Source organism: uncultured Litoreibacter sp. (assembly GCF_947501785.1).
Taxonomy (GTDB): Bacteria; Pseudomonadota; Alphaproteobacteria; order Rhodobacterales; family Rhodobacteraceae; genus Litoreibacter.
In genome coordinates this window covers 478,170-501,010 of the sequence record NZ_CANMXB010000001.1, presented here as the reverse complement: position 1 = coordinate 501,010, position 22,841 = coordinate 478,170, and the positions used below count along the sequence as shown (strand labels likewise).

Here is a 22,841-nt window from a genome sequence, read left to right as displayed (position 1 = left end):
CAACCGCGCTAAATCCCCTTCCCCCTCAAGCCTTGCTGGCATAAGAAGCGGGCAAGATCGAATACGGGCAAGACACCTTGGGGGAACAGGTCACATGCAGGACCCTGCTATCACGGAAGACTTAATCGCATCGCATGGGCTCAGCGCCGACGAATATCAGCGCCTGCTGGAGATTATCGGCCGCGAGCCCACCTTCACCGAGCTTGGCATTTTTTCCGCCATGTGGAACGAGCACTGTTCCTACAAATCATCGAAAAAATGGTTGCGCACCTTGCCGACCGAGGGCCCACAGGTCATCTGCGGACCCGGCGAAAACGCGGGCATCGTCGATATTGGCGACGGCCAGGCCGTGGTCTTCAAAATGGAAAGCCACAACCACCCTTCCTACATCGAGCCCTACCAAGGCGCGGCCACCGGCGTGGGCGGCATCCTGCGCGACGTCTTCACCATGGGCGCGCGGCCTATTGCGGCTATGAACTCCCTGTCCTTCGGCGAACCCGGCCATCCCAAAACCCGCCAACTGGTGTCAGGCGTCGTCGCCGGCGTCGGCGGCTACGGCAACTGCTTCGGCGTGCCGACCGTGGGCGGCGAGGTGCGGTTCCACCCCGCCTATAACGGCAACTGCCTGGTCAACGCCTTCGCGGCTGGCATCGCGGACACGGACAAGATCTTCTACTCCGCCGCATCGGGCATCGGCATGCCGGTGGTTTATCTGGGCGCCAAGACCGGCCGTGACGGGGTTGGCGGCGCTACCATGGCCTCGGCCGAATTTGACGACACAATCGAGGAAAAACGCCCCACCGTGCAGGTCGGCGACCCCTTCACCGAAAAGCGCCTGATGGAGGCAACGCTGGAACTGATGCAGACCGGCGCGGTGATCTCCATCCAGGATATGGGGGCCGCGGGCCTGACCTGCTCCGCCGTGGAAATGGGCGACAAGGGCGGGCTTGGCGTCAAGCTGAACCTCGAAGACGTGCCGCAGCGCGAAGAGAACATGACCGCCTACGAGATGATGCTTTCTGAGTCTCAGGAACGCATGCTGATGGTCCTCAACCCCGAGCTTGAGGCCGAGGCACGTGCCGTCTTTGTCAAATGGGATCTCGACTTCGCCATCGTAGGCGAAACCATCGAGGAAGACCGCTTCCTGATCCTGCATAACGGCGAGGTCAAAGCCGACCTGCCGCTCTCCAAATTGTCCTCGACCGCGCCCGAATATGACCGCCCCTGGGTGGAAACGCCCAAAGCCGCGCCCTTCAAAGACAAGCTCGAGATTGACCCGATTGAGGGTCTGAGCGCCCTGATCTCCTCCCCCAACTATGCGCGCAAGCACTGGGTGTGGGAGCAATATGACAGCCAGGTCATGGCCGACACGATCAGAAACCCCGGCGCGGGCTCGGGCATTGTGCGGGTGCACGGCACCGACAAGGCGCTTGCCTTCACCTCGGATGTGACCCCGCGCTACGTGAAGGCCAACCCGTTTGAGGGCGGCAAACAGGCCGTGGCCGAGGCCTACCGCAACCTGACCGCCTGCGGGGCCACACCCTTGGCCACAACCGACAACATGAATTTCGGCAACCCCGAGAAGCCCGAAATCATGGGGCAGTTCGTGGGCGCCATCAAAGGCATCGGGGAGGCCGTGGCCGCTTTGGACATGCCCATCGTGTCCGGCAACGTGTCGCTCTACAATGAAACCGACGGCACCGGCATCCTGCCGACCCCCACCATCGGCGCAGTTGGGCTGATCGACCATGTGGACCGGATCATTGGCGGCAAGGTGCAGGACGGCTACGTCGCCCTGCTATTGGGCGATGACGGCGCGCATCTGGGCCAGTCGGCCTTGCTGTGCGAAGCATTTGACCGCGAGGACGGCGACGCCCCCGCCGTGGATCTGGACGCCGAGAAATGGAACGGCGACTTTGTCCGCAACAACCACGCGCTGATTGATGTCTGCACCGATATCGCCGATGGCGGCCTCGCCCTCGCCGCGTTTGAATTGGCGGATGCCGCGGGCGTCGGCGTTGCACTGAACACCTCGGACACGGCAGTGCTGTTTGGCGAGGATCAGGCCCGTTACCTCATCGCCTGCGCGCCTACCAATGCCAAAGCCCTGCTTCAGGCCGCTGACGGTGTCGCGCAGTTGCACGAGATCGGCACGTTTGGCGGCGATAGCGTCACATTCGGCGAGGCCTCCGCGCCGCTGCAAGGCCTGAGCGGGACATTCCATAGCGCATTCGCAAAGGCGGTTGGCTAAGACGGGTTGTCACCCTGCTGGCGGGTTCCTAGGTTAAGGGCAAAGAAGGACGACAAGAATGGCCATCACCGCAAAAGACGTAGAAGACCTGATCCGCGCCAGCTTCCCTGACGCCACGATCACCATCGAAGGCGCGGACGGCGTGCATTTCCAAGGCATGGTCATCGACGAAAGCTTCCGCGGCAAGAACCGGGTGCAGCAACAGCGTTCGGTCATGGCGGCGATCAAAGACAAGGTGGACAGCGGCGAAATTCACGCGCTGGGCCTGACAACCAAAGTACCGGAGTAAGTCAAATGACCGACGCACAAACCCAAATCCAAGACACCGTCAGCGGCAACGACGTGGTGCTGTTCATGAAAGGCACCTCGCAGATGCCGCAATGCGGCTTCTCGTCCAAGGTGGCGGGCGTGCTGAACTACATGGGCGTGGCCTATAAGGACGTGAACGTGCTGGCCGATGACGGCATCCGGCAGGGGATCAAGGAATTCTCCGACTGGCCGACCATCCCGCAGCTTTACGTCAAAGGCGAATTTGTGGGCGGCTGCGACATCATCACCGAGATGACCCTGTCGGGCGAGCTGGACACTTTGCTGGAAGAAAACGGCGTGGCCTTTGACAAAGACGCTGCCAATACCATTCGGGAGCACAACAGCTAAACCGGCGCCAGAGTTTCGATGAAACTCTGGATCCAGATACTCCTCGAGTATCTGTGACGCGAAAAGGCGCACTCTGACGAGTGCGCCTTTTCGCGTTTACCTGCCGCCCGGCCTAAGACAGAAGCTCACGCACCTTTGCAGCGGTCTCTTTCGCCGTGATCCCGAAATGCTCGTACAGCTCGCCCGCCGGGGCCGACGCGCCGAAGCCTTCCATGCCGACAAAGCCCGCCTTGTTGCGGTTGCCGCGTTCGCCGGTCAGCCATTTGTCCCAGCCAAATTGCACCCCCGCCTCGATGGCCACGCGCACAGGGCCCGCCGGCAGCACCTTGCGGCGGTATGTCTCGTCCTGCGCCTCAAACAGCTCCCAGCAGGGCATGGACACGACTCGCGTCCCGATCCCATCCGCTTCCAGAAGCGCCTTTGCCTCCATCGCGATGGACACTTCCGACCCGGTCGCCATCAAGATGGCTTGGCGCTTGTTCTCGGCCTCAGCCAGCACATAAGCCCCTTTGGAGGCCTCGTTGCGGGTGGTGTGCGTGGTGCGCACCGTTGGCAACCCCTGCCGCGACAGCGCCAGAACGGATGGCGTCTTGGGCGAGGTCAGCGCGACCTCCCAGGCCTCGGCCGTCTCTACCGCATCCGCCGGGCGGAACACATTCATATTCGGCGTCGCGCGCAGCATCGCCAAATGCTCCACCGGCTGGTGCGTTGGGCCGTCTTCGCCCAGACCAATTGAATCGTGTGTCATGACGTAAGTGACAGGGATGCCCATCAGCGCCGACAGGCGCATGGACCCACGTGCATAGTCCGTGAAACACATGAACGTCCCGCCGTAAGGCTTTGATCCGCCATGCAAAGCCATGCCGTTCATTGCGGCGGCCATGCCGTGCTCCCGCACGCCGTAATACATGTAGCGGCCCTTGCGGTTGGACGGGTCAAACACCCCCATATCCGAGGTCAGCGTGTTGTTGGACCCCGTCAGGTCGGCCGAGCCGCCGAAGGTTTCGGGCATGATCGGGTTGATGACCTCCAAGGCCATTTCCGACGCTTTGCGGGTCGCCACTTTCGGGGCGCTTTCGCTGATCTGCTTTTTCAGGGCCTTGATGGTGGCCGACAGCTTGCGCGGCGCGGCGCCTGCTTGCTGGCGCGCAAACCGCGCTTGCTTGCCTGCGGGCATGGCTTCCAGGCGGGCCTCCCATGCGTCACGATCAGCCGCGCCACGTGCGCCGATGGCCTCCCAAGCCGACTTGATGTCGGCGGGGATCACAAAAGGCCCGTGCTCCCACCCGTAAACCTTGCGGGTGTCCGCGATCAGGTCATCGGCCGTCAAAGCGCCGTGGCCTTTGGACGTGTCCTGCGCCGAAGACCCCAGCGCGATATGCGTTTTGCACGCAATCATCGACGGCTTCTTGGTCTTCTTCGCTTTCTCAAGGGCCGCATCAATCGCGTCGGGGTCGTGGCCGTCGATTTCCTGCACATGCCAGCCCGACGCCTTGAAGCGCTGCACCTGGTCGGTGCGGTCCGACAGCTCGACGGTGCCGTCGATGGTGATGTTGTTGTTGTCCCACAGCACGATCAGCTTGCCCAGCTCATGCTTGCCCGCCAGCCCAATGGCTTCCTGGCTGACGCCCTCCATCAGGCAGCCGTCGCCGGCGATGCAGTAGGTGTAGTGGTCCACCATCTTCTTGCCGAAACTCGCGCGCTGCACCTCTTCGGCAAGCGCGAAGCCGACCGAGTTGGCAATCCCCTGCCCCAGCGGGCCGGTGGTGGTCTCGATGCCCGTCGCGTGGCCAAACTCAGGGTGGCCCGCCGTAATCGCGCCCAGCTGGCGGAAGTTCTTCACCTGCTCGATGGTCATATCCGCGTAGCCCGTCAGGTGCAGCAGCGAATAGAGCAGCATCGACCCGTGCCCCGCCGACAGGATGAACCGGTCGCGATCGGGCCAGTTCGGCGCGGCGGCGTCAAATTTCAGATGCTTCTCAAACAGCACGGTGGCCACGTCCGCCATGCCCATCGGCATGCCCGAATGCCCTGAATTGGCGGCGGCAACCGCATCCAGCGTCAGCACGCGGATCGCGCAGGCCTTGTTCCAATGTTCCGGATGATTTTCGCGAAGGCTGGCAATATCCACGTCGAGGGTCCCCCATTAGGCGCGTGTTGTTTGGTTGCAAGCGGTGATAGCAGCACAGCGGCGGAGTTCAAGCGTTACAGGCACGTCCCCGCCCAAGGCCTTTGAAATCGGCCACAAATTCCGTAGGCTTGGCGCAAATAAGCGTCTGACGGGTGGAGTTTGCGATTCGATCCGCCCGAACAGGGGCTTGAATTGGAAGATTAGGGGGCAGCCATGTCAGACATACCAGAGCTTGAAAACCGCATCACGGCGGCGCTTGACCGCATCGCGTGGTCAATTGAGAACACCCCGGCGCAGTCCGCCGCCGCACCAGCCCCCGCCCCGGCTCCGGCGGAACCGGATGCCGATCTGGTGGAAGAGCTCGAAATAGAGCGCACGACCAACGCGCGCCTTGTCGCCACCAGCGAGAAGAACGTCGCCCGGATCGAACGCCTGGAAACCCGCGTTTTGCGGATGACCGACCGGCTGGAAGACGCCGAGGCGGAGAACAAGCGCCTCAACGCCGTGATCGCCGCAATGAGCGAGAACAACGCCGCCCTGCGCAACGGCGACAGCGGCGCGGCGGATGCTGGCCTAGCGGCCGAACTGGAACATCTCAAAGCCGCCCGCGCCAATGATCTGGCGGAGCTGGACGACATCATGGCCGAGCTGGCCCCAATCGTGAAGGAGGGCTAACCCATGCCAGAAGTGAATATCGACATTGGCGGCCGCACCTTCCAGGTGGCCTGCCAAACCGGCGAGGAACATTTCCTGCAATCCGCCGCCAAGCTGCTCGACAACGAAGCCAGCGTGCTGGCCGAGCAGATCGGGCGCATGCCCGAGACGCGGATGCTGTTGATGGCCGGGCTGATGCTCGCCGACAAAACCGCCGGGCTCGAAGAAGAGCTGCGCGCGGCAGAGGCGCGTATCGAGGCCCAGACGAAGGAACTGACCACCCTGAAATCGTCCCCGCCCAACAAGGTGGAGGTCGCGGTGATCCCCCCTCAAATTTCGGACAGCATGGCCGAGATAGCGGCCCGCGCCGAGGCTCTGGCGGACAGTATCGAAGCCAAGGCCGGCTGACCCGGCGGGGCCTTTCTGAGGCAAGACACCCAGCGTCATGTGAAGACAACGCCGCCGCGCAGGTCGCGGCGCGACTCAGTGCGCGGGCATCGGCTTGGCACACGGCACTCCGAAACAGTTATCGCTAACACAAGATATTGTGTTTTCAGATTGCCACCCATTTAGGCATGTTAACGCTAACAGTCTGTCGTAAAACGAAAATCCCGGGTTCTCCGCCGCGCCATACATCTGTATATGGACCCATGTAGGGTTAGAGGAGAACGGGTCCATGACGACCACAGTCGCAATCAACGGGTTTGGCCGCATTGGCCGCTGTACTCTGGCTCATATCGCGCAAAGCGCGCGCAATGATGTGCAGGTGGTGGCGATCAACGCCACGGGCCCGATCGAGACAAACGCGCATCTTCTGAAATACGACAGCGTGCATGGCCGCTTCCCCGGCGAGGTCCGGGTTGAGGGCGACACCATGGATCTGGGCCGCGGTCCGATGAAGGTGTTTTCGACCTACAACCCCGACGAGCTCGACTGGTCCGGCATCGACGTCGTCATGGAATGCACTGGCAAGTTCAACTCCAAAGAAAAGGCCGGCGTGCATCTGGAGCGCGGCGCGAAACGCGTGCTGATCTCGGCGCCCGGCAAAAACGTCGACAAAACCATCGTCTATGGTGTGAACCATCGTGACCTGCTGCCCGAACATGGCGTGGTCTCCAACGGGTCCTGCACGACCAACTGCCTGGCCCCGCTGGCCAAGGTGCTCAACGACGCAATCGGCATTGAGCGCGGCATCATGACCACCATTCACAGCTACACCGGCGACCAGCCGACGCTGGACCGCCGCCATGACGACCTCTACCGCGCCCGCGCTGCCGCCATGGCGATGATCCCGACCTCCACCGGGGCCGCGAAAGCGTTGGGCGAGGTGCTGCCGGAACTGTCCGGCAAGCTGGACGGCACCGCGATGCGGGTCCCTACCCCGAACGTGTCCGCTGTGGATCTGACTTTTGAGGCCGGCAAGGACGTCACAGTCGAAGACATCAACTCCATCGTCGCCGAGGCCGCTGCCGGTCACATGGGCGCGGTGCTCAGCTACGACCCCGAGCCGAAAGTCTCAATCGACTTCAACCACACGAATTATTCATCCATTTTTGCGCCTGATCAGACGAAGGTTGTCGGCGGGCGTACCGTTCGGGTATTGGCTTGGTATGACAACGAGTGGGGCTTCTCCTGCCGCATGGCCGACGTGGCCGCCGCGATGGGACGCCTCTGACCTGAACACCGAGGGCCCATGACCAATAAGATCGCTATTGCTCTGGGCCTCCTCATCCTCTCGATATTTGCGCTGGACCAGTTCGTCTTCGGCTGGGACCTGCACGTCTTCCTCGGCCGCAAACTGAGCGAACTGATTGAATACCTGGCGTTCTGGCGCTGACCTCAACAGCCACTACTGCCTCGCCTGTCATTCCCGCGAAAGCGGGAACCCCGACGACCGCAGCGCGACCCCGCCAAAAGCCGAGCCTCACGGTGACACGAATAAACGTCTACTCTGAGCCCTTGCCTGCCGGCTTGAGTTCTTTGCACCAGCCCGGTTAACAGGCCGTCAGGCCCCGGGCATCGCCAGACCGCCTGACAGGGCTGGCGATTTTGTTGATCTTGGCGCGTCGAATGTGTGGAAGATGACCTTGCTGCCATAAAGTGCTGCCGAATGGCTGTTGGGTCGCCATCCCGCGGTCCGGCAATGCCCTCACCAAACAGCAGCTTCGTCCTCAGTGCTAAACTTTGGCTATCATTTTCTCATATTCGGCTCTTACGTCTTCATCAACGACAACATCTTTGTTGCCCCCGTAAAGCCGATCATTTTGGTCTTTGCGTGGTCCCGATATCCAGAAATAGTCACCACTTTCTAGATTGATGTAGTTGGATTTGAACCCAAGCCCTTTCAAACTCTGGAAGCGCCAACCTTTGTAGTAAAGAGTTTTCCCGGATTTGGAGAGGTAGAGCCTCCCAATTCTGGCTGCGCCTTCTAGTCCATCATCCCCCTTAAACTCAATGTACATTATTCTTGATCGAGCCAACTTAAATTCCTTCGGGAGTGGCATTTCGCGATTGAGCCGCTCATTCCAATTCTCTTCCTGCTCCATCGAGGTGTTCCCAAATTGAGTAACTTCATCCGTGCTAGCATAAATCGCCCAATGTCAGCAAAGTCCGCAAAGTCGGCTTTCAAACATCTCCACTCGACAAGCCCGCCTCCGGTCCCGCGACGACCAGCGCACCCACTGAGGAGCTTGGACAACAAATCGCGGATCTTATCCGGGCGAACCCGGCCATAACGGTTTTCGGCGGGTGCTGCGGCACCGATATGCGCCGCCTGAAACCGATAGCCGCCAAGCTGGACTAAAGCACTCGCCTGTTCATCTTGCGTTAACCTGTGACATGGTGGCGGTCGGCCAATCGGTTACCAAATCCTTTCCAGAGATTTTTGGGACAATTTGGGAAATCGCGCTGAACGTTTTGTCCCAAATTGTCCCAAAACTCCAATCAGCCACCATGCGCGCCGCAAATGCTTGCCAAATGGTGAATGACAATCTGTGATCAGAACCCGGTGGTCAAATGAATCCGTTAGCGGTAACAAGCGTTCAAGAAACCAAGTCTGATACTTTTTTAAGGAGCCTCCCCATGTCCGTAAAAGTCGCCATCAACGGGTTTGGCCGCATTGGCCGCAACGTCCTGCGCGCCATCATCGAGTCCGGCCGCACTGACATAGATGTCATTGCAATCAACGACTTAGGCCCGGTCGAGACCAATGCTCACCTGCTGCAATATGACACCGTGCATGGGCGTTTCCCGCAAGAGGTTGTGGTGAAAGGCGACACGATCGACGTGGGCCGCGGCCCGATGAAAGTGACCGCCGAACGCAACCCCGCCGATCTGCCCTGGGCAGATGTGGACGTGGTTCTCGAATGCACCGGCGTCTTCACCTCCAAAGAGGCTTGCCAAGCCCATCTCGAAAACGGCTCCAGGCGCGTCCTGATCTCTGCGCCGGGAAAAAATGCTGATAAAACAATTGTTTACGGTGTGAATGACGACACATTGACCGCGGATGATCTGATTGTTTCGAACGCGTCTTGCACAACGAACTGTCTGGCTCCGATCGCCAAGGTCCTGAATGACGGGTTGGGCATCAACAAAGGCTTCATGACCACCGTGCACAGCTACACCGGCGACCAGCCAACTTTGGACACCATGCACAAAGACCTCTACCGCGCGCGCGCAGCGGCCCTGTCGATGATCCCGACCTCCACTGGCGCCGCCAAAGCCGTCGGGCTGGTGATGCCAGAGCTGGACGGCAAGCTGGACGGCGTAGCGATCCGCGTGCCCACACCGAATGTCAGCTGCGTGGACCTGACCTTTGAGGCGTCGCGCGACACCACGGAAGAAGAGATCAACGCGCTGATGAAGGCCGCCGCCGAGAGCGGGCCCTTGAAGGGTATTCTGGCTTATTCGGATAAGCCTTTGGTTTCATCCGATTTCAACCACGACCCGGCGTCGTCCGCATACGCGTCTGAGCAGACCAAAGTCCTGGACGGCAATATGGTGCGGGTGCTGAGCTGGTATGACAACGAGTGGGGCTTCTCCAACCGAATGGCCGATACGGCTGTTGCGATGGGCAAGCTGATCTAGGCAGGCCCCCTTTCCGCGCGCTTGCGCGCCATGTAAGATTAATCAGCAACCTCAAGGGGTTGCTGATTTTCGTTAACCAACTGATTACCTGAGGAAATCCCACGACATGGCTTGGAAAACGCTCGACGATATTGATCTGGACGGCAAAACGGTGCTGATCCGTGTGGACATCAACGTGCCTGTCGAAGACGGCCAAGTCACCGACGACACGCGCATCAGGCGGATTGTGCCCACAGTGCACGAGGTTTTGGATCGCGGCGGCAAGGCGGTGCTGATGGCGCATTTCGGACGGCCCAAGGGCCAGGTGATACCGGAGATGTCGTTGGAGCAAATTGTGCCAGCAGTCGAGAAATGTCTGGCCCGCAATGTACATTTCATTGATGGCAATTACGGCGCGCGGCTGCGTGATCTGGAACACGGCAGCATCGCATTGCTGGAAAACCTGCGGTTCAATCCCGGTGAAGAGAAGAATGATGGTGCCTTCGCAGAGCGGTTAGCGTCGCTGGGGGACATCTATGTCAATGATGCGTTTTCAGCCGCGCACCGCGCCCATGCCTCGACCGAGGCGATTGCGCGGCTGCTGCCGTCTTGCGCGGGGCGGCTAATGCAAGCGGAACTCAGCGCCTTGGAAAGCGCATTGGGCGCTCCGAAACGGCCCGTTGTGGCCGTGGTAGGCGGCGCGAAAGTGTCCACCAAGCTGGAGTTGCTGGCCAACCTTGTCGAGAAAACCGACCATCTGGTGATTGGCGGGGGCATGGCGAACACCTTCCTTGTCGCTCAGGGCATTGATGTGGGCAAATCACTGGCCGAGCACGATATGACCGACACGGCGTCAGAGATCATTGCGAAAGCGGCCAAAGTGAATTGCACGATTCACTTGCCTGTCGATGTTGTTGTGGCACGGGAATTCAAAGCGGGGGCCGAGAACGAGACCGTGGCGGCCGACGCCTGCCCTGCCGACGCGATGATCCTCGACGCAGGACCTAAAACCGTCGACAACTTGGAAGCGGTGTTTGACGCATGCCAAACGCTAATCTGGAACGGCCCGCTGGGCGCATTTGAAATTCCGCCCTTTGATATAGCAACCAACGCCGCCGCCGCGAAGGCTGTGGAGCAGACGAAAGCGGGCAATCTGATCTCGGTTGCGGGGGGCGGTGACACCGTGGCTGCCTTAAACGTGAGTGGTGCCGCCGACGATTTCACGTATATTTCGACTGCGGGCGGCGCTTTCCTGGAATGGATGGAGGGCAAGACCCTGCCGGGAGTTGCTGCATTAGACGGCTAAGAGGAGCACATTATGGGCTATGCGTTGATCACCGGAGCATCTGAGGGGATCGGCAAGGAGCTGGCCAAATGCGCGGCCAAAGATGGGTATGATCTGATCCTCGCCGCGCGCTCCAAGGACAAGCTGGACGCGGTCGGCGCGGCGCTCAGTGAGGAATTTGGCGTCAAATCTGTGAGCATAGTGTCGGATCTCAGCAAGCCCGATGCCGCCGCCAAATTGTGGGATGCGGCCACGGCTGCCGGCGATATTGATGTTTTGGTCAACAATGCGGGGCTTGGCTCCAATGGGATGTTTGCTGAAAATGACTGGCAGCGCGAACTTGACGCCATCAACGTCAACATGGTGGCGCTGACCGACCTGATGAAACGCGCCGTGCAATATATGAGCGCACAAGGCCACGGCAAGATCATGAATGTCGCCTCAACCGCCGGCTTCCTGCCGGGGCCGAAAATGGCCGTCTATCATGCCTCAAAGGCCTATGTGCTGCACCTCAGCGAAGCTGTTGCGGAAGAACTGAGCGGGACCCGCATTTTGATCTCGGCGCTTTGCCCCGGGGCCACCAAGACCGAATTTTTCGAGGGCGCCGACATGAAGAATGTGCGGCTGACCAATATGGGGATGATGGCAAGTGCCGAAGACGTGGCAATTGCCGGGTGGCGCGCGTTGAAAGCTGGCCAGCACATCAAGGTTCCCGGCATCATAAATAAGATATTTGCCTTTTTGCCCCGGCTCCTGCCACGCCGCGTCATTGCCTGGACCACCAAACAGTTCTACGCCCGAAAATAGCAAAAAATGGCGCATGTTAGCGCCACCATGTTTGCATACCCCTGACCCCTGCCCTAGAGAAGCGGCAACGTCATTTACCGGGGTCACATCATGCCGAACCAAAGCCAAGTTGAGCAAATCCTGAAAGGCGCTGGTTTCATCGCCGCATTGGATCAATCGGGCGGATCGACACCGAAAGCGTTGCGGCTATATGGCATTGACGAAGGCGCTTACGCGTCCGAAGACGAAATGTACGACCTGATCCACGCGATGCGGTCGCGCATCGCGGAGGCGCCCGAGTTTTCCGGCGACAAGGTCATCGGTGCGATCCTGTTTGAAAAAACCATGGATCGCGAGATGGGCGGCAAGCCGTCCGGCACCTACCTGTGGGAAGACAGCCGTGTAGTGCCGTTTCTGAAGGTCGACAAGGGCCTGGCCGATGCCGCAGATGGCGTGCAGTTGATGAAACCCATTGACGGCCTCGACGCTCTTTTGAAACGCGCCGTTGCCGCAGAGATGTTTGGCACCAAAATGCGTTCGGTGATTGGGGAGGCCTCCAAGTCGGGCATCGCCGCCAACGTGGCGCAGCAGTTTGAGATTGGTAAGCAGATTTTGGCGGCAGGCCTTGTGCCCATCATTGAACCCGAGATCACCATTTCGATGGACAACAAAGCTGACGCCGAAGCGATGCTGCTGGATGCCATTGGTGCCGAGCTCGACGCGTTGAAGCCGGGCGAAGACGTGATGCTGAAACTGACCCTGCCCGAGACCGCCAACCAATACAAAGCTTTGGTCGACCATGACCGCGTGATGCGGGTCGTGGCCCTATCGGGGGGATACGACCGGGCCGAAGCCAATGCGCGTCTGGCGAAAAACGCAGGCGTGGTGGCGAGCTTCTCGCGCGCGCTGACCGAAGGGCTATCGGCGAGCCAAGACGATGCGACCTTCCGCGCGCAATTGGCGGACACCATCGACAGCATTTACCGGGCCTCCATCAGCGGGTAACCCACTCGTTCGCTGCTGTTTTTGCGCGTTTTTTACATAAAAATGCACAAAAGGGATTCACATCGCGAATCACCTGCCCTATGGTCTCGGAAAGCCGCCGCAAACAAGACGGCACCAAGAGGCAAAAACCGCGCAATGACCACCTCCCGCAAATCCCCTGGACTGACCTCGCTATTGATTTGCACGGTCCTGTTTTGCATGGGCGCGTATTTCACCTTTGCGGCCGTTCAGGGCGACTATGGCATCTTCCGTCGCGTCCAGGTGGAAGCCGAAATTGACACGCTGCGCGCCGAACTGGACGCGCTTGAAGTTGAAGTGGCCGAGATGCGCAACAAAACACGGCGGCTTTCGGACACCTACCTGGATCTCGACTTGTTGGACATGCAGGCCCGCGAGGTTCTGGGCATGATGCGCGCTGACGAGATCATCATCCGCTAAATTCTATTCTGTAGGAACCTGCCCGCCTGTCACACGTTTGACGTGACGGAAAGCTATGCTTGTGCAGCATGGCGGTTCTGAAAAAATCTGGACGTGCAAACCCAAGTCTGGTCTGATAGAAACTAGTTTAACGTTAAACTACTTTTGAAATCTGGGAGGATGACGCGCCGTGGCCGCCAAAAAACCCGCTAAGAAAGCGAATGTTTCGAAGGACGAGCTCCTTCAGTATTACAAAGACATGCTGTTGATACGCCGGTTCGAAGAAAAAGCCGGGCAGCTTTATGGCATGGGGCTGATTGGCGGCTTCTGCCACCTCTATATTGGCCAAGAAGCCGTCGTCGTTGGCCTAGAGGCCGCCGCCAAGGAAGGCGACAAGCGCATCACCTCCTACCGTGACCACGGCCACATGCTGGCCTGCGGCATGGACCCCAAAGGCGTGATGGCCGAGCTGACGGGCCGCGAAGGCGGGTACTCCAAAGGCAAAGGCGGCTCAATGCACATGTTCTCCAAGGAGAAGCATTTCTACGGAGGCCACGGGATTGTCGCAGCTCAGGTGCCGTTGGGCGCAGGGCTGGCTTTCTCTGACAAGTACAAGGGCAATGACAACGTCACCTTCACCTATTTCGGGGACGGCGCGGCCAACCAAGGCCAGGTCTACGAGGCCTATAACATGGCCGAGCTATGGGATCTGCCGGTGGTTTTTGTCATTGAAAACAACCAATACGCAATGGGGACATCCACCAAACGCTCCACCAAATCGCCATCCTATTGGGAACGCGGCGCCGCTTACGGCATTGAGGGTGAAGAGGTAGACGGCATGGACGTGCTGAAGGTCAAAGAGGCCGGCGAGAAGGCCGTGGCCCACTGCCGTGCGGGCAAAGGTCCCTACATCCTTGAGATCAAGACCTACCGCTACCGGGGGCATTCAATGTCGGACCCCGCCAAGTACCGGACCCGCGAAGAAGTGCAAAAGATGCGCGACGAGCGAGACGCGATTGAACAGGTCCGCGATATGCTTCTGACCGGCAAGCACGCATCTGAGGATGACCTGAAAGCGATCGACAAAGAGATCAAGTCGGTGGTGAACGAGGCCGCCGAGTTCTCCAAAGAAAGCCCGGAGCCCAGCTTGGACGAGCTTTACACAGACATTTACATGGAAGCGGAGGCTTAAGACATGGCGACTGAAATACTAATGCCCGCCCTCTCGCCCACCATGGAAGAAGGCACATTGGCCAAATGGCTTGTCAAAGAGGGCGACACCGTTTCGTCCGGCGACATTCTGGCCGAGATTGAGACCGACAAGGCCACGATGGAATTTGAAGCCGTTGACGAAGGCATCGTTGGCAAAATTCTGGTCGCCGAAGGCACCGAAGGCGTGAAAGTGAACACTGCTATCGCCGTGATGATCGAAGAAGGCGAAAGCGCAGATGATGTGGCTTCGGCCCCTGTCCCTGCGGCTACCGCTTCCGAGGCACCTGCCGCTGCCGCTGCGACCCCTGCCGCTCCCGTCGCGGTTGTCACGCCGGTGGAAGCCGACATTCCCGAAGGCACCGAAATGAAGCAGACGACCGTGCGCGAAGCATTGCGCGACGCCATGGCCGAAGAAATGCGCTCCAATGAAAATGTGTTCCTTATGGGTGAGGAGGTCGCCGAATACCAAGGCGCTTACAAAATCTCCCAAGGGTTGCTGGACGAGTTCGGCGCGCGCCGCGTGATCGACACGCCAATTACCGAACATGGCTTCGCTGGGATCGGTGTGGGCGCGGCCTTCGGCGGCTTGAATCCGATTGTTGAATTCATGACCTTCAACTTCGCCATGCAGGCGATTGACCACATCATCAACTCTGCCGCGAAGACGCTTTACATGTCCGGCGGCCAGATGGGTGCGCCGATTGTGTTCCGTGGCCCGAACGGAGCGGCCGCCCGTGTGGGTGCCCAGCACTCTCATGACTACGCATCGTGGTATTCTCAGGTGCCCGGCCTGAAAGTGGTGATGCCCTATTCAGCCGCCGACGCAAAAGGCCTGCTGAAAACCGCGATCCGCGACCCGAACCCGGTGATCTTCCTGGAGAATGAAATCCTCTACGGCCAGTCTTTTGACGTGCCGGTGATGGATGACTACACCGTGCCATTCGGCAAAGCCAAGATTTGGCGCGAAGGCACGGATGTAACCATCGTCAGCTTCGGCATCGGGATGAAATACGCGTTGGAAGCGGCAGACGAGCTGGCCAAAGAAGGCATCTCGGCGGAAGTCATCGACCTGCGGACCTTGCGCCCGCTGGATATGCCGACCGTGATCGAAAGCGTAAAAAAAACAAACCGTTGCGTGACGGTCGAGGAAGGTTTCCCCGTCTGTTCTATCGGCAGCTATCTAAGCGCCCAGATCATGACGGAGGCGTTCGACTACCTCGACGCCCCTGTGCTGAACTGCACTGGCAAGGACGTTCCAATGCCCTACGCCGCCAACCTCGAAAAGCTTGCGCTGACCACGACGACGGAAGTCATGGACGCCGTCAAAGCCGTCACCTACCGCTAAGGAGAGCCGGATATGCCTATTGAATTACTCATGCCCGCCCTCTCCCCCACGATGGAGGAAGGCACGCTGGCCAAATGGCTGGTGAAGGAAGGCGACACCGTCGCGTCTGGCGATGTGATGGCCGAGATTGAAACCGACAAAGCCACCATGGAATTTGAAGCCGTGGATGAAGGTGTGATCGGGAAAATTCTGGTCGAGGAAGGCTCCGAGGGAGTGAAAGTGAACACGCCGATTGCCGTGATCCTGGAAGACGGGGAAAGCGCGGACGACATCGGGGCGGCCTCGGCTGCACCGGCTTCCGCTCCCGTTGCGGCGGCTCCTGCCGCTGCTGAGGCTCCGGCAGCGGCACCATCTGCAGCCCCTGCCAAGGACGGAGACCGGGTGTTCGCCTCTCCACTGGCGCGCCGAATTGCCAAGGATAAAGGCCTGGATCTGAGCCAAATCAAGGGCTCCGGCCCGAAAGGCCGGATTGTCAAAGCGGATGTGGAAGACGCCAAACCAGGTGCGGCCCCTGCCCCGACAGCATCTGCGCCTGCTGCTGCGGCGGCCCCGGCCTCCATGGCCGCTGGTCCCGCAACCGACGTGGTGCTCAAAACCTACGCCGACCGAGACTTCGAAGAAGTCTCGCTGGACGGCATGCGGAAAACAATCGCTGCGCGTTTGACCGAAGCCAAACAATCCGTGCCGCATTTCTACCTGCGCCGCGACATTGAACTGGACGCTCTGCTGAAGTTCCGCAGCCAGCTCAACAAGTCACTGGAACCACGCGGGATCAAGCTGTCGGTCAACGACTTCATCATCAAAGCCTGCGCCTTGGCGCTGCAACAGGTGCCAGACGCAAACGCCGTTTGGGCCGGTGACCGCATGTTGTCACTGAAGCCCTCCGACGTGGCCGTGGCCGTGGCAATTGAAGGCGGGCTGTTCACACCGGTGCTGAAAGACGCAGAGATGAAATCGCTGTCCGCGCTGTCGGCGGAGATGAAGGACCTCGCGTCCCGCGCCCGCGATCGCAAGCTCGCCCCGCATGAATACCAAGGCGGCAGCTTCGCGATTTCCAACCTCGGCATGTTTGGCATCGACAATTTCGACGCCATCATCAACCCTCCACATGCCGCGATCCTTGCGGTGGGTGCCGGGACCAAGAAGCCGGTTGTAGGCGAAGATGGCGAAGTGAAAGTGGCGACCGTAATGTCCACCACCTTGAGCGTCGATCACCGCGTTATCGACGGTGCACTTGGCGCGAACTTGCTGAATGCCATCAAAGATAATCTGGAAAATCCGGTGATGATGCTGGCCTAAGCGCTATCACTCAAATAACAAAAAACGGCCGCTGCATCCTGCAGCGGCCGTTTATCATTTCACTATTCGAACATTTCGTCAGAGCTGGCCTTTTAGCAGCTGATCCATGGTGATCGACGGCTGCGAACAGCCTGCCTCCCCCACGATTTTGGCCGGTACACCTGCCACTGTCTTCATCGGCGGCACCGCTTCTAGCACCACGGACCCCGCCGCCACGCGGGAGCAATGGCCGACGGTGATATTGCCCAACACCTTCGCGCCCGCGCCGATCAGCACCCCGTTTTCAATCTTGGGATGACGGTCATCATCTTCCTTTCCGGTTCCGCCCAAAGTGACGGAATGCAGCATGGAAACGTTATCACCAACGACCGCTGTTTCCCCGATCACTATGGAATGCGCGTGGTCAATCATGATGCCACGACCGATTTTGGCGGCTGGGTGCGCGTCAAATCCGAAGACTTCGCTCACGCGCATCTGGAAGAAGTAGGCAAGATCCTTGCGCCCTTGTTCCCAAAGCCAGTGGCCAACCCGGTAGGACTGAATCGCCTGAAACCCCTTGAAGTAGAGAAGCGGCTGCAAAAACCGGTGGCAGGCCGGGTCACGTTCGAAAACAGCGACGATATCAGCGCGGGCGGCGTCGCCCAATGCGGGTTCAGAGACATATGCCTCATCAGCAATTTCACGCAAAATCTGTTCGGACATCTCGGCGGAGGCCAGTTTTTGCGACATCCGAAATGCCAAAGCGTGCTCCAGGCTCCGGTGATGCAGCACTGTTCCATGGATCATGCCCCCTAACAGGGGCTCGGCAGAGATAGCATCACGCGCTTCGCTAGAGATGCGTTCCCACACCGGGTCAATCTTTGCCAATGTCGGTTTCGAATGCGCCATGTCATGCTCCTGCGGTTCGCCTCTGCTATATCATTACATGGTGAGTCTTGGCCATGATGAAAGAGGCGCGCCGCACAAACCTGTGATCATGCTAGTCGCCGTCCGGCAGATCAAAGTGCATCATATGCACAGCCAATCGAACTACACCGCCGGTGAAGCTGCCTCCGTTTGCCGTCAGTCTGAGTGCCGCAGGCGTGTAATATGTGACCGGGTGGCCCGTCACACCCCGCAGCCACGAACCAGACCCCAACCCCAAGCCGGACCCGTATCTGGTTTCTGCGCCGTCGATACCAAGCGACCAGTCACTCAAATCGCCGGTAATGGTCGTCAGAACCCGGCCGGTGACCGCAAAGACGCTGGAATTCGGCGGAATAATGGTTGCAGTGTCAACGCTGCCGCCCCCAGCCCCCACGTCAAAATCCAGCTCAATCACCTCAGCGCGAATAGCCGCCTTATTTGCAGATGTTGCCAGCACGTTTTCAACCCAATCTGCGCCGTCAAAGGTTAGGCGGACAACTTCATCTTCCACCCACATTTGCCACCCAGTGTCAGGTGTAAGAAACCGCCAGCCACCATTCACAAAGCTCGCGATCTTGCCGTCTTGCTGATCCCAGGCGTTCACCGCGCCAACAGGAACGAGGTAACTTTCCCCGTCGACAACAACAAGTGGTGGCGAACCCAGCGTACGGCTCTCGACATTGAGCTGCACAGCCGCATCGAGCGCCACCAGGGCCTCATTGACGGTAACGTGCTTTTGCGCCTGCGCGGCAGCGACAAGCGGGAGCTTTAATTTGGCGGTCTCAGACATGAATGATCTTCCTTGCAAAGGGCCCAGGCCCGAAACTTTGAGAAACTTGAGCGATTTGGATTTCGAACGGAGCGACGGCACCCTCAGCCAAAGCGGTCGCCGCAGGGTAGCTCCACTCGGGCGAGGCCACCTGCGCCTCATGCAACACCACCTCGTCTTTGACGACTCGCACGAGATAACGCTCGAAATCCTCGCCAAGCGGTACGTCAACGGACGCCCAGCTATCGCCATCTATCCGCGTTCTTCGAATCCATCCGACATCCCATCCACCCGCATGCGGAACGACCCGAAGGTGGGCTGGTGTAAACGGACGCAGCCCAACACCGCCAAATGCTTCAACATAATGTCTAAATGCTGGGTCATCCAAAGGACGCAACCCCGGACCAACGCGGTAATGGCGGGCCAACTCTCGCTGCGCCAGTTGCAGATCCAGCTGTTGCGGCGCGCCGTCCAGCATCACGAAGGTGCTTCCAGCAGGCCACTGGGTGGGCATGATGCCGTCCGAACCGGCCTGCCCCCGCAGGAACTCGCTCAGATCATATGTCTGTGGAGCCACCAGCTCGGAGGTTGCGAATTGAATGACTTCCCAGTTGGAGGAGGACCCGTCGCCGATGACAGCCGCGTTTGCTCCGTTTAGCACCCGTGCTCGATCGCTCGAACTCAACGTGCCGCGTTGCAACACAACCCGAAGCACAGGACCGTCACACCAAAGACCGGGCGCAGCGGCGTCCAGCGGCGATTGCGTCACTCCGAGAATGGAAGGGCGTTCAATCAGCTGATCCAAATCGTAGTCTGCGTCGTTGGACGCGCTGTAAACAGCGGCGGACCCCGGCCAGGGATCGGCCGAGACCGCGACATGCGGGGCATGCGGCACCTCATTGCCAGTTAACAGCGGCAAATCCATAAACTGCGTGGTGATTGGAACCGGAATGCTAAACGCGCGATGCTCGGGTAAAGTTTCGCTGCCTTCGCTGGGGGTGTATATTTGACGCTCAATGCGGCTGGCTTCCAACAGACGCGGTCCGCTGTCCTCGACGCGGTCCACACGGTATGTGCTGAGCACGTCGCCCTCCGTTGACAACGCGATGACATCGCCAGCACCCACCTCGCTGCGTGATGGGGGCAACGCCAGGCGCACGGTTTCGCGTGCGACCCGTGCTTCTGCCAACCACCGCTCGGCGATACCCTGCGCTTCAGCCGCGTTTAAGGAAAGCGGCAGATCGTTTTGAGAGGACAATGCCATCGTGTCGTCAGGAAATCTGGCCGAAGCAACGTGGGTCTCGAAAGCGCCTTCGCCGGCGGCGTAGCCGAGGCGGACTTCACCCACAACTTCCGCCTGCGGCGCGCGTACCGCCTCAATAACGGCCTCCTCGCCGTCCAGACGAACATAGTCATCTTCGCCAACTATGATCGCATCACTCACACCCCGATTGCGGAAAATCAGCGAACCGCCCTGCTCGATGACATCAAAGCCGAACGCCACCATCAGAGTTTGCAACGAAGCACGCCCGGTCTCAAACTCGTCGATCGTAAATCCGCGCAAAACGCCTTCCAAGGCGCTCACATCATATTGCGTCACCCCAGCCGCCTCGCAGAGTTCAGCGACGACAGAGGCCAAGGTCTGAACACCGGTGCGACCGGTCAACCAATGCCCAGTCAGATGGTTTTCTCCGTCGCTCCAAACCGCTGTGTTGTTGGGAAAATCTGGCCACGGGCGCGCGTCCCAAGCCCAGATATGGGTCTTTGAAACGTCCACCATGGAGCCGCCATAGGCGGTAGATACTGGGTTGTTTTGTATGTCGGCGAAGTGGTCATGATACGCCCGCAAGAACTGCAGCTGGACATAGTCATCGCGCCTGCCGTTTGAGTAATGTGGCAACCCGCTTTCGCTCGACTTTGCGTCGAAAAATTTGTTCGGCTGGTTTGGCCCTTTGTCGATGGCGCCGCATCCCAATTCGGTCATCCAGAATGGTTTTGAGCTGGGAACCCAAGCCGTTGATACCGATGATCTTACGCCGCCGATACGGTCATGGTGCGCATTCTGCCACCAGCCCTTGAGGTCCTTGAAGCGATAGATCCAATCTTCACCATATGCCCCGTCTGAGATTGGCGTGCGAATTTGCAGATCGCGTTCCTGCTGGTCGCGGTAATACCAATCGAACCCTTCGCCTCCCGCCACATTCGAACTCAGATAGTCCAGGTTGTAGATTGAGCCGAACGCGGCATCCGCCTGCGCCTCGTCTGCGCGCCAGTCCGCAATGGGCATGTAATTGTCTATCCCAATGAAATCGATGGCGTCGTCGGCCCAAAGCGGATCTAGATGAAACAGCACGTCGCCGGTTCCGTCTTGCGGGTGGTAGCCGAAGTATTCCGTCCAGTCCGCGGCGTAGCCAACCTTGGCGCCGGGCAATATGGCCTTCACTTCGGCGGCCAGCTGCCGGAACGCCTCCACGGCGGGAAAGCTGCCAGTTTCATCACGCAGTTGTGTCAAACCGCGCATCTCGGATCCAATGCAAAACGCCGACACCCCGCCTGCCGCGGCGCATAGATGGGCGTAGTGCAGAATGAAGCGGCGGTAGGAGTATTCTTCCGGCCCGTCATATGTCACTTGCTGACCGTTAATGGTGAAATCGGCGGGCACCGCGCTTCCCATAAACGCCGCAACCTCGGTGCGTGCGGCCGCTGTCTGGTCAGTCGATTGGGCAACAACGGGCGCACGTTCGCTCGTAATCCGCCCGCGCCAGGGCAATGCGGGCTGGCCCGTGGATCCCGTCCAAGGGTCGGGCAAGCTGTTGCCGTCCAGAACTTCCATCAGCAGGAACGGGTAGAACATCACGTCTTGACCAGCGTCATGCAGCGCCGCAATGGCTTCAATCACAGATGCGTCGGATGGCGTTCCCCCATAAACTGGGCGCCCGTCTATCTTACCCACAACCTCTGCCTGCGCTCGGGTCGCACCGCCGACGATCCATGGATGCCGGTCTTCCTCCTCGGGGACCCATGCGCTGAAATCGCTGTTCTCGCCATCCTCGTCGGCAGGCCGTGATCCGACGCCTAAAAGGGACGACCCAATCTCTGCCGGCGCGGCCTCCTCCACCTTTGGTTGGCAGCGACAGTGGCCTGCACGTAGATCATCACCAAACCAGCTGACGACAAGGGAGGTTGACTTGCAGCGTGGCAACTCCCCTGTCAGCGCCTCAAGTGAGGCTACAATGTCGACCTGACCACCTTGTGAATTCTGGTTCACGGCCACCTCGGCCCCCGCCGCATTGGGGCGGAAGACAGGTGTGGTGGCCAACGCGTATTCTCCGCTGCCGGGCAGGAGCGCGACACCCTCCACCAAGTCAGCGATGGAACTTGGCTCGTTGTGAAACTCAGGCTGCGCGGGGCGCAAAACTTCAAACGAAAACTGTGGCACGCGGTTGCCAAATGCCTCTAGGGGCAGATCTTCAAATACGACATAGGCAATGCCACGATAGGCCGGCACCTGCCCGTCGCCTTCGATGGCGCTCATGACCGGGTCCGGCAACTGGTCCTCGGTGCCACGGTAAACCTGCATGTTAAGGTCGTCGCGATTGACGATGGCGCCGTCGGCCCAAACCCGACCAACACGCGCTATCTCGCCCTCACAAAGCGCTATCGCCAGGCTGATGGAGTAGGAATAGGCATGCGTCGTGGGCCCCTTCGGGGCACCTTTGCCGCCGCTGCGATGCGCCGTCACCGTTTCGCGGTAATTCGAGGTCCAGATGACGTTGCCCGCGACACGCGTTCGACCAAAGACGCGCGGCACCGCACCACCTTCGCTGGCTCCCATAATGCGCATGCGGTCCAGCTTGCCGGTCTCGACTGTCTGGCTGCCGGTTCCCATAAGGCTTTGGTCAATTGCACGACCAATTGTTGCCCCGATGGCGCGCCCGATCACAACCGAGCTAAGACCCAAGACGCCGCCGCCGATCGCGCCGCCAATGGCGGCACCTGCCGCTGAAAGAAGAATGGTTGCCATCAGGCACCTCGCTCAATGAATGATAATGCGACCAG

20 protein-coding genes are annotated in these 22,841 nt (G+C 59.6%); 15 read left to right on the top strand and 5 right to left on the bottom strand.

Features of this window, described 5'->3' with window-relative positions; all coding sequences use genetic code 11:
* Positions 1 to 94: 94 nt before the first annotated feature.
* The 3 genes from purL to grxD are packed head-to-tail and all read left to right on the top strand — an operon-like array spanning position 95 to position 2,908.
* Positions 95 to 2,251 carry a phosphoribosylformylglycinamidine synthase subunit PurL gene (gene purL / locus Q0899_RS02540; protein ID WP_299191015.1) on the top strand — a complete coding sequence of 719 codons (2,157 nt, stop codon included), beginning with the start codon at positions 95 to 97 and terminating at the stop codon, positions 2,249 to 2,251.
* A 58-nt stretch (positions 2,252 to 2,309) separates the two neighbouring features.
* Positions 2,310 to 2,540: a BolA/IbaG family iron-sulfur metabolism protein gene (locus tag Q0899_RS02535; RefSeq protein WP_298358413.1), complete on the top strand. Its 231-nt coding sequence runs from the start codon at positions 2,310 to 2,312 to the stop codon at positions 2,538 to 2,540.
* Positions 2,541 to 2,545: 5 nt separating this feature from the next.
* Positions 2,546 to 2,908 (top strand): Grx4 family monothiol glutaredoxin, encoded by a 363-nt coding sequence (grxD, locus tag Q0899_RS02530; RefSeq protein WP_298292013.1) that lies wholly within the window; start codon positions 2,546 to 2,548, stop codon positions 2,906 to 2,908.
* Positions 2,909 to 3,020: 112 nt separating this feature from the next.
* On the opposite strand, the gene tkt is transcribed toward grxD, so the two are convergent.
* The gene (tkt, locus tag Q0899_RS02525) at positions 3,021 to 5,039 is read right to left on the bottom strand and encodes a transketolase (RefSeq protein WP_298292015.1); all 2,019 of its coding nucleotides are present in this window, start codon (positions 5,037 to 5,039) and stop codon (positions 3,021 to 3,023) included.
* Positions 5,040 to 5,252: 213 nt separating this feature from the next.
* Here tkt and Q0899_RS02520 point away from each other — a divergent pair, with 213 nt between their 5' ends.
* From Q0899_RS02520 to Q0899_RS02505, 4 genes are all read left to right on the top strand, one after another.
* A complete protein-coding gene (locus Q0899_RS02520) occupies positions 5,253 to 5,714 on the top strand; it encodes a hypothetical protein (protein ID WP_298292017.1) in 462 nt (153 codons plus the stop codon).
* 3 nt (positions 5,715 to 5,717) lie between these two features.
* The gene (locus tag Q0899_RS02515; protein WP_299191014.1) at positions 5,718 to 6,101 is read left to right on the top strand and encodes a cell division protein ZapA; all 384 of its coding nucleotides are present in this window, start codon (positions 5,718 to 5,720) and stop codon (positions 6,099 to 6,101) included.
* 268 nt (positions 6,102 to 6,369) lie between these two features.
* Positions 6,370 to 7,368, top strand: coding sequence for a type I glyceraldehyde-3-phosphate dehydrogenase (gene gap, locus Q0899_RS02510; RefSeq protein ID WP_299191013.1), 999 nt, complete (start codon positions 6,370 to 6,372; stop codon positions 7,366 to 7,368).
* A gap of 18 nt (positions 7,369 to 7,386) precedes the next feature.
* Entirely contained in the window at positions 7,387 to 7,530 is a 144-nt protein-coding gene (locus tag Q0899_RS02505) for a hypothetical protein (protein ID WP_298358434.1), read from the top strand.
* A 340-nt stretch (positions 7,531 to 7,870) separates the two neighbouring features.
* Here the strand turns inward: Q0899_RS02505 and Q0899_RS02500 are convergent, their stop codons facing one another.
* Positions 7,871 to 8,239: a 1-deoxy-D-xylulose-5-phosphate synthase gene (locus Q0899_RS02500; RefSeq protein WP_298292025.1), complete on the bottom strand. Its 369-nt coding sequence runs from the start codon at positions 8,237 to 8,239 to the stop codon at positions 7,871 to 7,873.
* Positions 8,240 to 8,774: 535 nt separating this feature from the next.
* Here Q0899_RS02500 and gap (Q0899_RS02495) point away from each other — a divergent pair.
* The 8 genes from gap (Q0899_RS02495) (at position 8,775) to Q0899_RS02460 (ending at position 17,107) form a co-directional block, all read left to right on the top strand.
* A complete protein-coding gene (gap, locus tag Q0899_RS02495) occupies positions 8,775 to 9,779 on the top strand; it encodes a type I glyceraldehyde-3-phosphate dehydrogenase (protein ID WP_299191012.1) in 1,005 nt (334 codons plus the stop codon).
* A 106-nt stretch (positions 9,780 to 9,885) separates the two neighbouring features.
* Entirely contained in the window at positions 9,886 to 11,064 is a 1,179-nt protein-coding gene (locus Q0899_RS02490; RefSeq protein WP_298358441.1) for a phosphoglycerate kinase, read from the top strand.
* A gap of 12 nt (positions 11,065 to 11,076) precedes the next feature.
* Positions 11,077 to 11,850, top strand: a complete 774-nt coding sequence (locus tag Q0899_RS02485) for an SDR family oxidoreductase (protein WP_298358444.1) — start codon at positions 11,077 to 11,079, stop codon at positions 11,848 to 11,850.
* 90 nt (positions 11,851 to 11,940) lie between these two features.
* Positions 11,941 to 12,834, top strand: a complete 894-nt coding sequence (locus Q0899_RS02480) for a fructose bisphosphate aldolase (RefSeq protein WP_298292033.1) — start codon at positions 11,941 to 11,943, stop codon at positions 12,832 to 12,834.
* Between the two features lie 135 nt (positions 12,835 to 12,969).
* Positions 12,970 to 13,272, top strand: a complete 303-nt coding sequence (locus Q0899_RS02475) for a septum formation initiator family protein (RefSeq protein ID WP_298292035.1) — start codon at positions 12,970 to 12,972, stop codon at positions 13,270 to 13,272.
* 169 nt (positions 13,273 to 13,441) lie between these two features.
* Positions 13,442 to 14,443: a pyruvate dehydrogenase (acetyl-transferring) E1 component subunit alpha gene (pdhA, locus tag Q0899_RS02470; protein WP_298292036.1), complete on the top strand. Its 1,002-nt coding sequence runs from the start codon at positions 13,442 to 13,444 to the stop codon at positions 14,441 to 14,443.
* A gap of 3 nt (positions 14,444 to 14,446) precedes the next feature.
* A complete protein-coding gene (locus Q0899_RS02465; RefSeq protein ID WP_299191011.1) occupies positions 14,447 to 15,808 on the top strand; it encodes a pyruvate dehydrogenase complex E1 component subunit beta in 1,362 nt (453 codons plus the stop codon).
* A 12-nt stretch (positions 15,809 to 15,820) separates the two neighbouring features.
* Entirely contained in the window at positions 15,821 to 17,107 is a 1,287-nt protein-coding gene (locus Q0899_RS02460; protein ID WP_299191010.1) for a pyruvate dehydrogenase complex dihydrolipoamide acetyltransferase, read from the top strand.
* Between the two features lie 78 nt (positions 17,108 to 17,185).
* Here the strand turns inward: Q0899_RS02460 and cysE are convergent, their stop codons facing one another.
* The 3 genes from cysE to Q0899_RS02445 form a co-directional block, all read right to left on the bottom strand.
* Positions 17,186 to 17,995 (bottom strand): serine O-acetyltransferase, encoded by an 810-nt coding sequence (gene cysE, locus Q0899_RS02455; RefSeq protein ID WP_298292043.1) that lies wholly within the window; start codon positions 17,993 to 17,995, stop codon positions 17,186 to 17,188.
* A gap of 91 nt (positions 17,996 to 18,086) precedes the next feature.
* Entirely contained in the window at positions 18,087 to 18,803 is a 717-nt protein-coding gene (locus Q0899_RS02450; protein WP_299191009.1) for a DUF2793 domain-containing protein, read from the bottom strand.
* Positions 18,796 to 22,806 (bottom strand): glycoside hydrolase/phage tail family protein, encoded by a 4,011-nt coding sequence (locus Q0899_RS02445; RefSeq protein ID WP_299191008.1) that lies wholly within the window; start codon positions 22,804 to 22,806, stop codon positions 18,796 to 18,798. Before Q0899_RS02445 ends, Q0899_RS02450 begins: the two co-directional genes overlap by 8 nt.
* Between the last annotated feature and the right edge of the window lie 35 nt (positions 22,807 to 22,841).

Bases quoted from the DNA above. Each gene is read 5' to 3' on its own strand.
- purL (WP_299191015.1), top strand. From the start codon at position 95: ATGCAGGACCCTGCTATCACGGAAGACTTAATCGCATCGCATGGGCTC.
- Q0899_RS02535 (WP_298358413.1), top strand. From the start codon at position 2,310: ATGGCCATCACCGCAAAAGACGTAGAAGACCTGATCCGCGCCAGCTTC.
- grxD (WP_298292013.1), top strand. From the start codon at position 2,546: ATGACCGACGCACAAACCCAAATCCAAGACACCGTCAGCGGCAACGAC.
- Q0899_RS02520 (WP_298292017.1), top strand. From the start codon at position 5,253: ATGTCAGACATACCAGAGCTTGAAAACCGCATCACGGCGGCGCTTGAC.
- Q0899_RS02515 (WP_299191014.1), top strand. From the start codon at position 5,718: ATGCCAGAAGTGAATATCGACATTGGCGGCCGCACCTTCCAGGTGGCC.
- gap (WP_299191013.1), top strand. From the start codon at position 6,370: ATGACGACCACAGTCGCAATCAACGGGTTTGGCCGCATTGGCCGCTGT.
- Q0899_RS02505 (WP_298358434.1), top strand. From the start codon at position 7,387: ATGACCAATAAGATCGCTATTGCTCTGGGCCTCCTCATCCTCTCGATA.
- Q0899_RS02500 (WP_298292025.1), bottom strand. From the start codon at position 8,239: ATGGAGCAGGAAGAGAATTGGAATGAGCGGCTCAATCGCGAAATGCCA.
- gap (WP_299191012.1), top strand. From the start codon at position 8,775: ATGTCCGTAAAAGTCGCCATCAACGGGTTTGGCCGCATTGGCCGCAAC.
- Q0899_RS02490 (WP_298358441.1), top strand. From the start codon at position 9,886: ATGGCTTGGAAAACGCTCGACGATATTGATCTGGACGGCAAAACGGTG.
- Q0899_RS02485 (WP_298358444.1), top strand. From the start codon at position 11,077: ATGGGCTATGCGTTGATCACCGGAGCATCTGAGGGGATCGGCAAGGAG.
- Q0899_RS02480 (WP_298292033.1), top strand. From the start codon at position 11,941: ATGCCGAACCAAAGCCAAGTTGAGCAAATCCTGAAAGGCGCTGGTTTC.
- Q0899_RS02475 (WP_298292035.1), top strand. From the start codon at position 12,970: ATGACCACCTCCCGCAAATCCCCTGGACTGACCTCGCTATTGATTTGC.
- Q0899_RS02465 (WP_299191011.1), top strand. From the start codon at position 14,447: ATGGCGACTGAAATACTAATGCCCGCCCTCTCGCCCACCATGGAAGAA.
- Q0899_RS02460 (WP_299191010.1), top strand. From the start codon at position 15,821: ATGCCTATTGAATTACTCATGCCCGCCCTCTCCCCCACGATGGAGGAA.
- cysE (WP_298292043.1), bottom strand. From the start codon at position 17,995: ATGGCGCATTCGAAACCGACATTGGCAAAGATTGACCCGGTGTGGGAA.
- Q0899_RS02450 (WP_299191009.1), bottom strand. From the start codon at position 18,803: ATGTCTGAGACCGCCAAATTAAAGCTCCCGCTTGTCGCTGCCGCGCAG.
- Q0899_RS02445 (WP_299191008.1), bottom strand. From the start codon at position 22,806: ATGGCAACCATTCTTCTTTCAGCGGCAGGTGCCGCCATTGGCGGCGCG.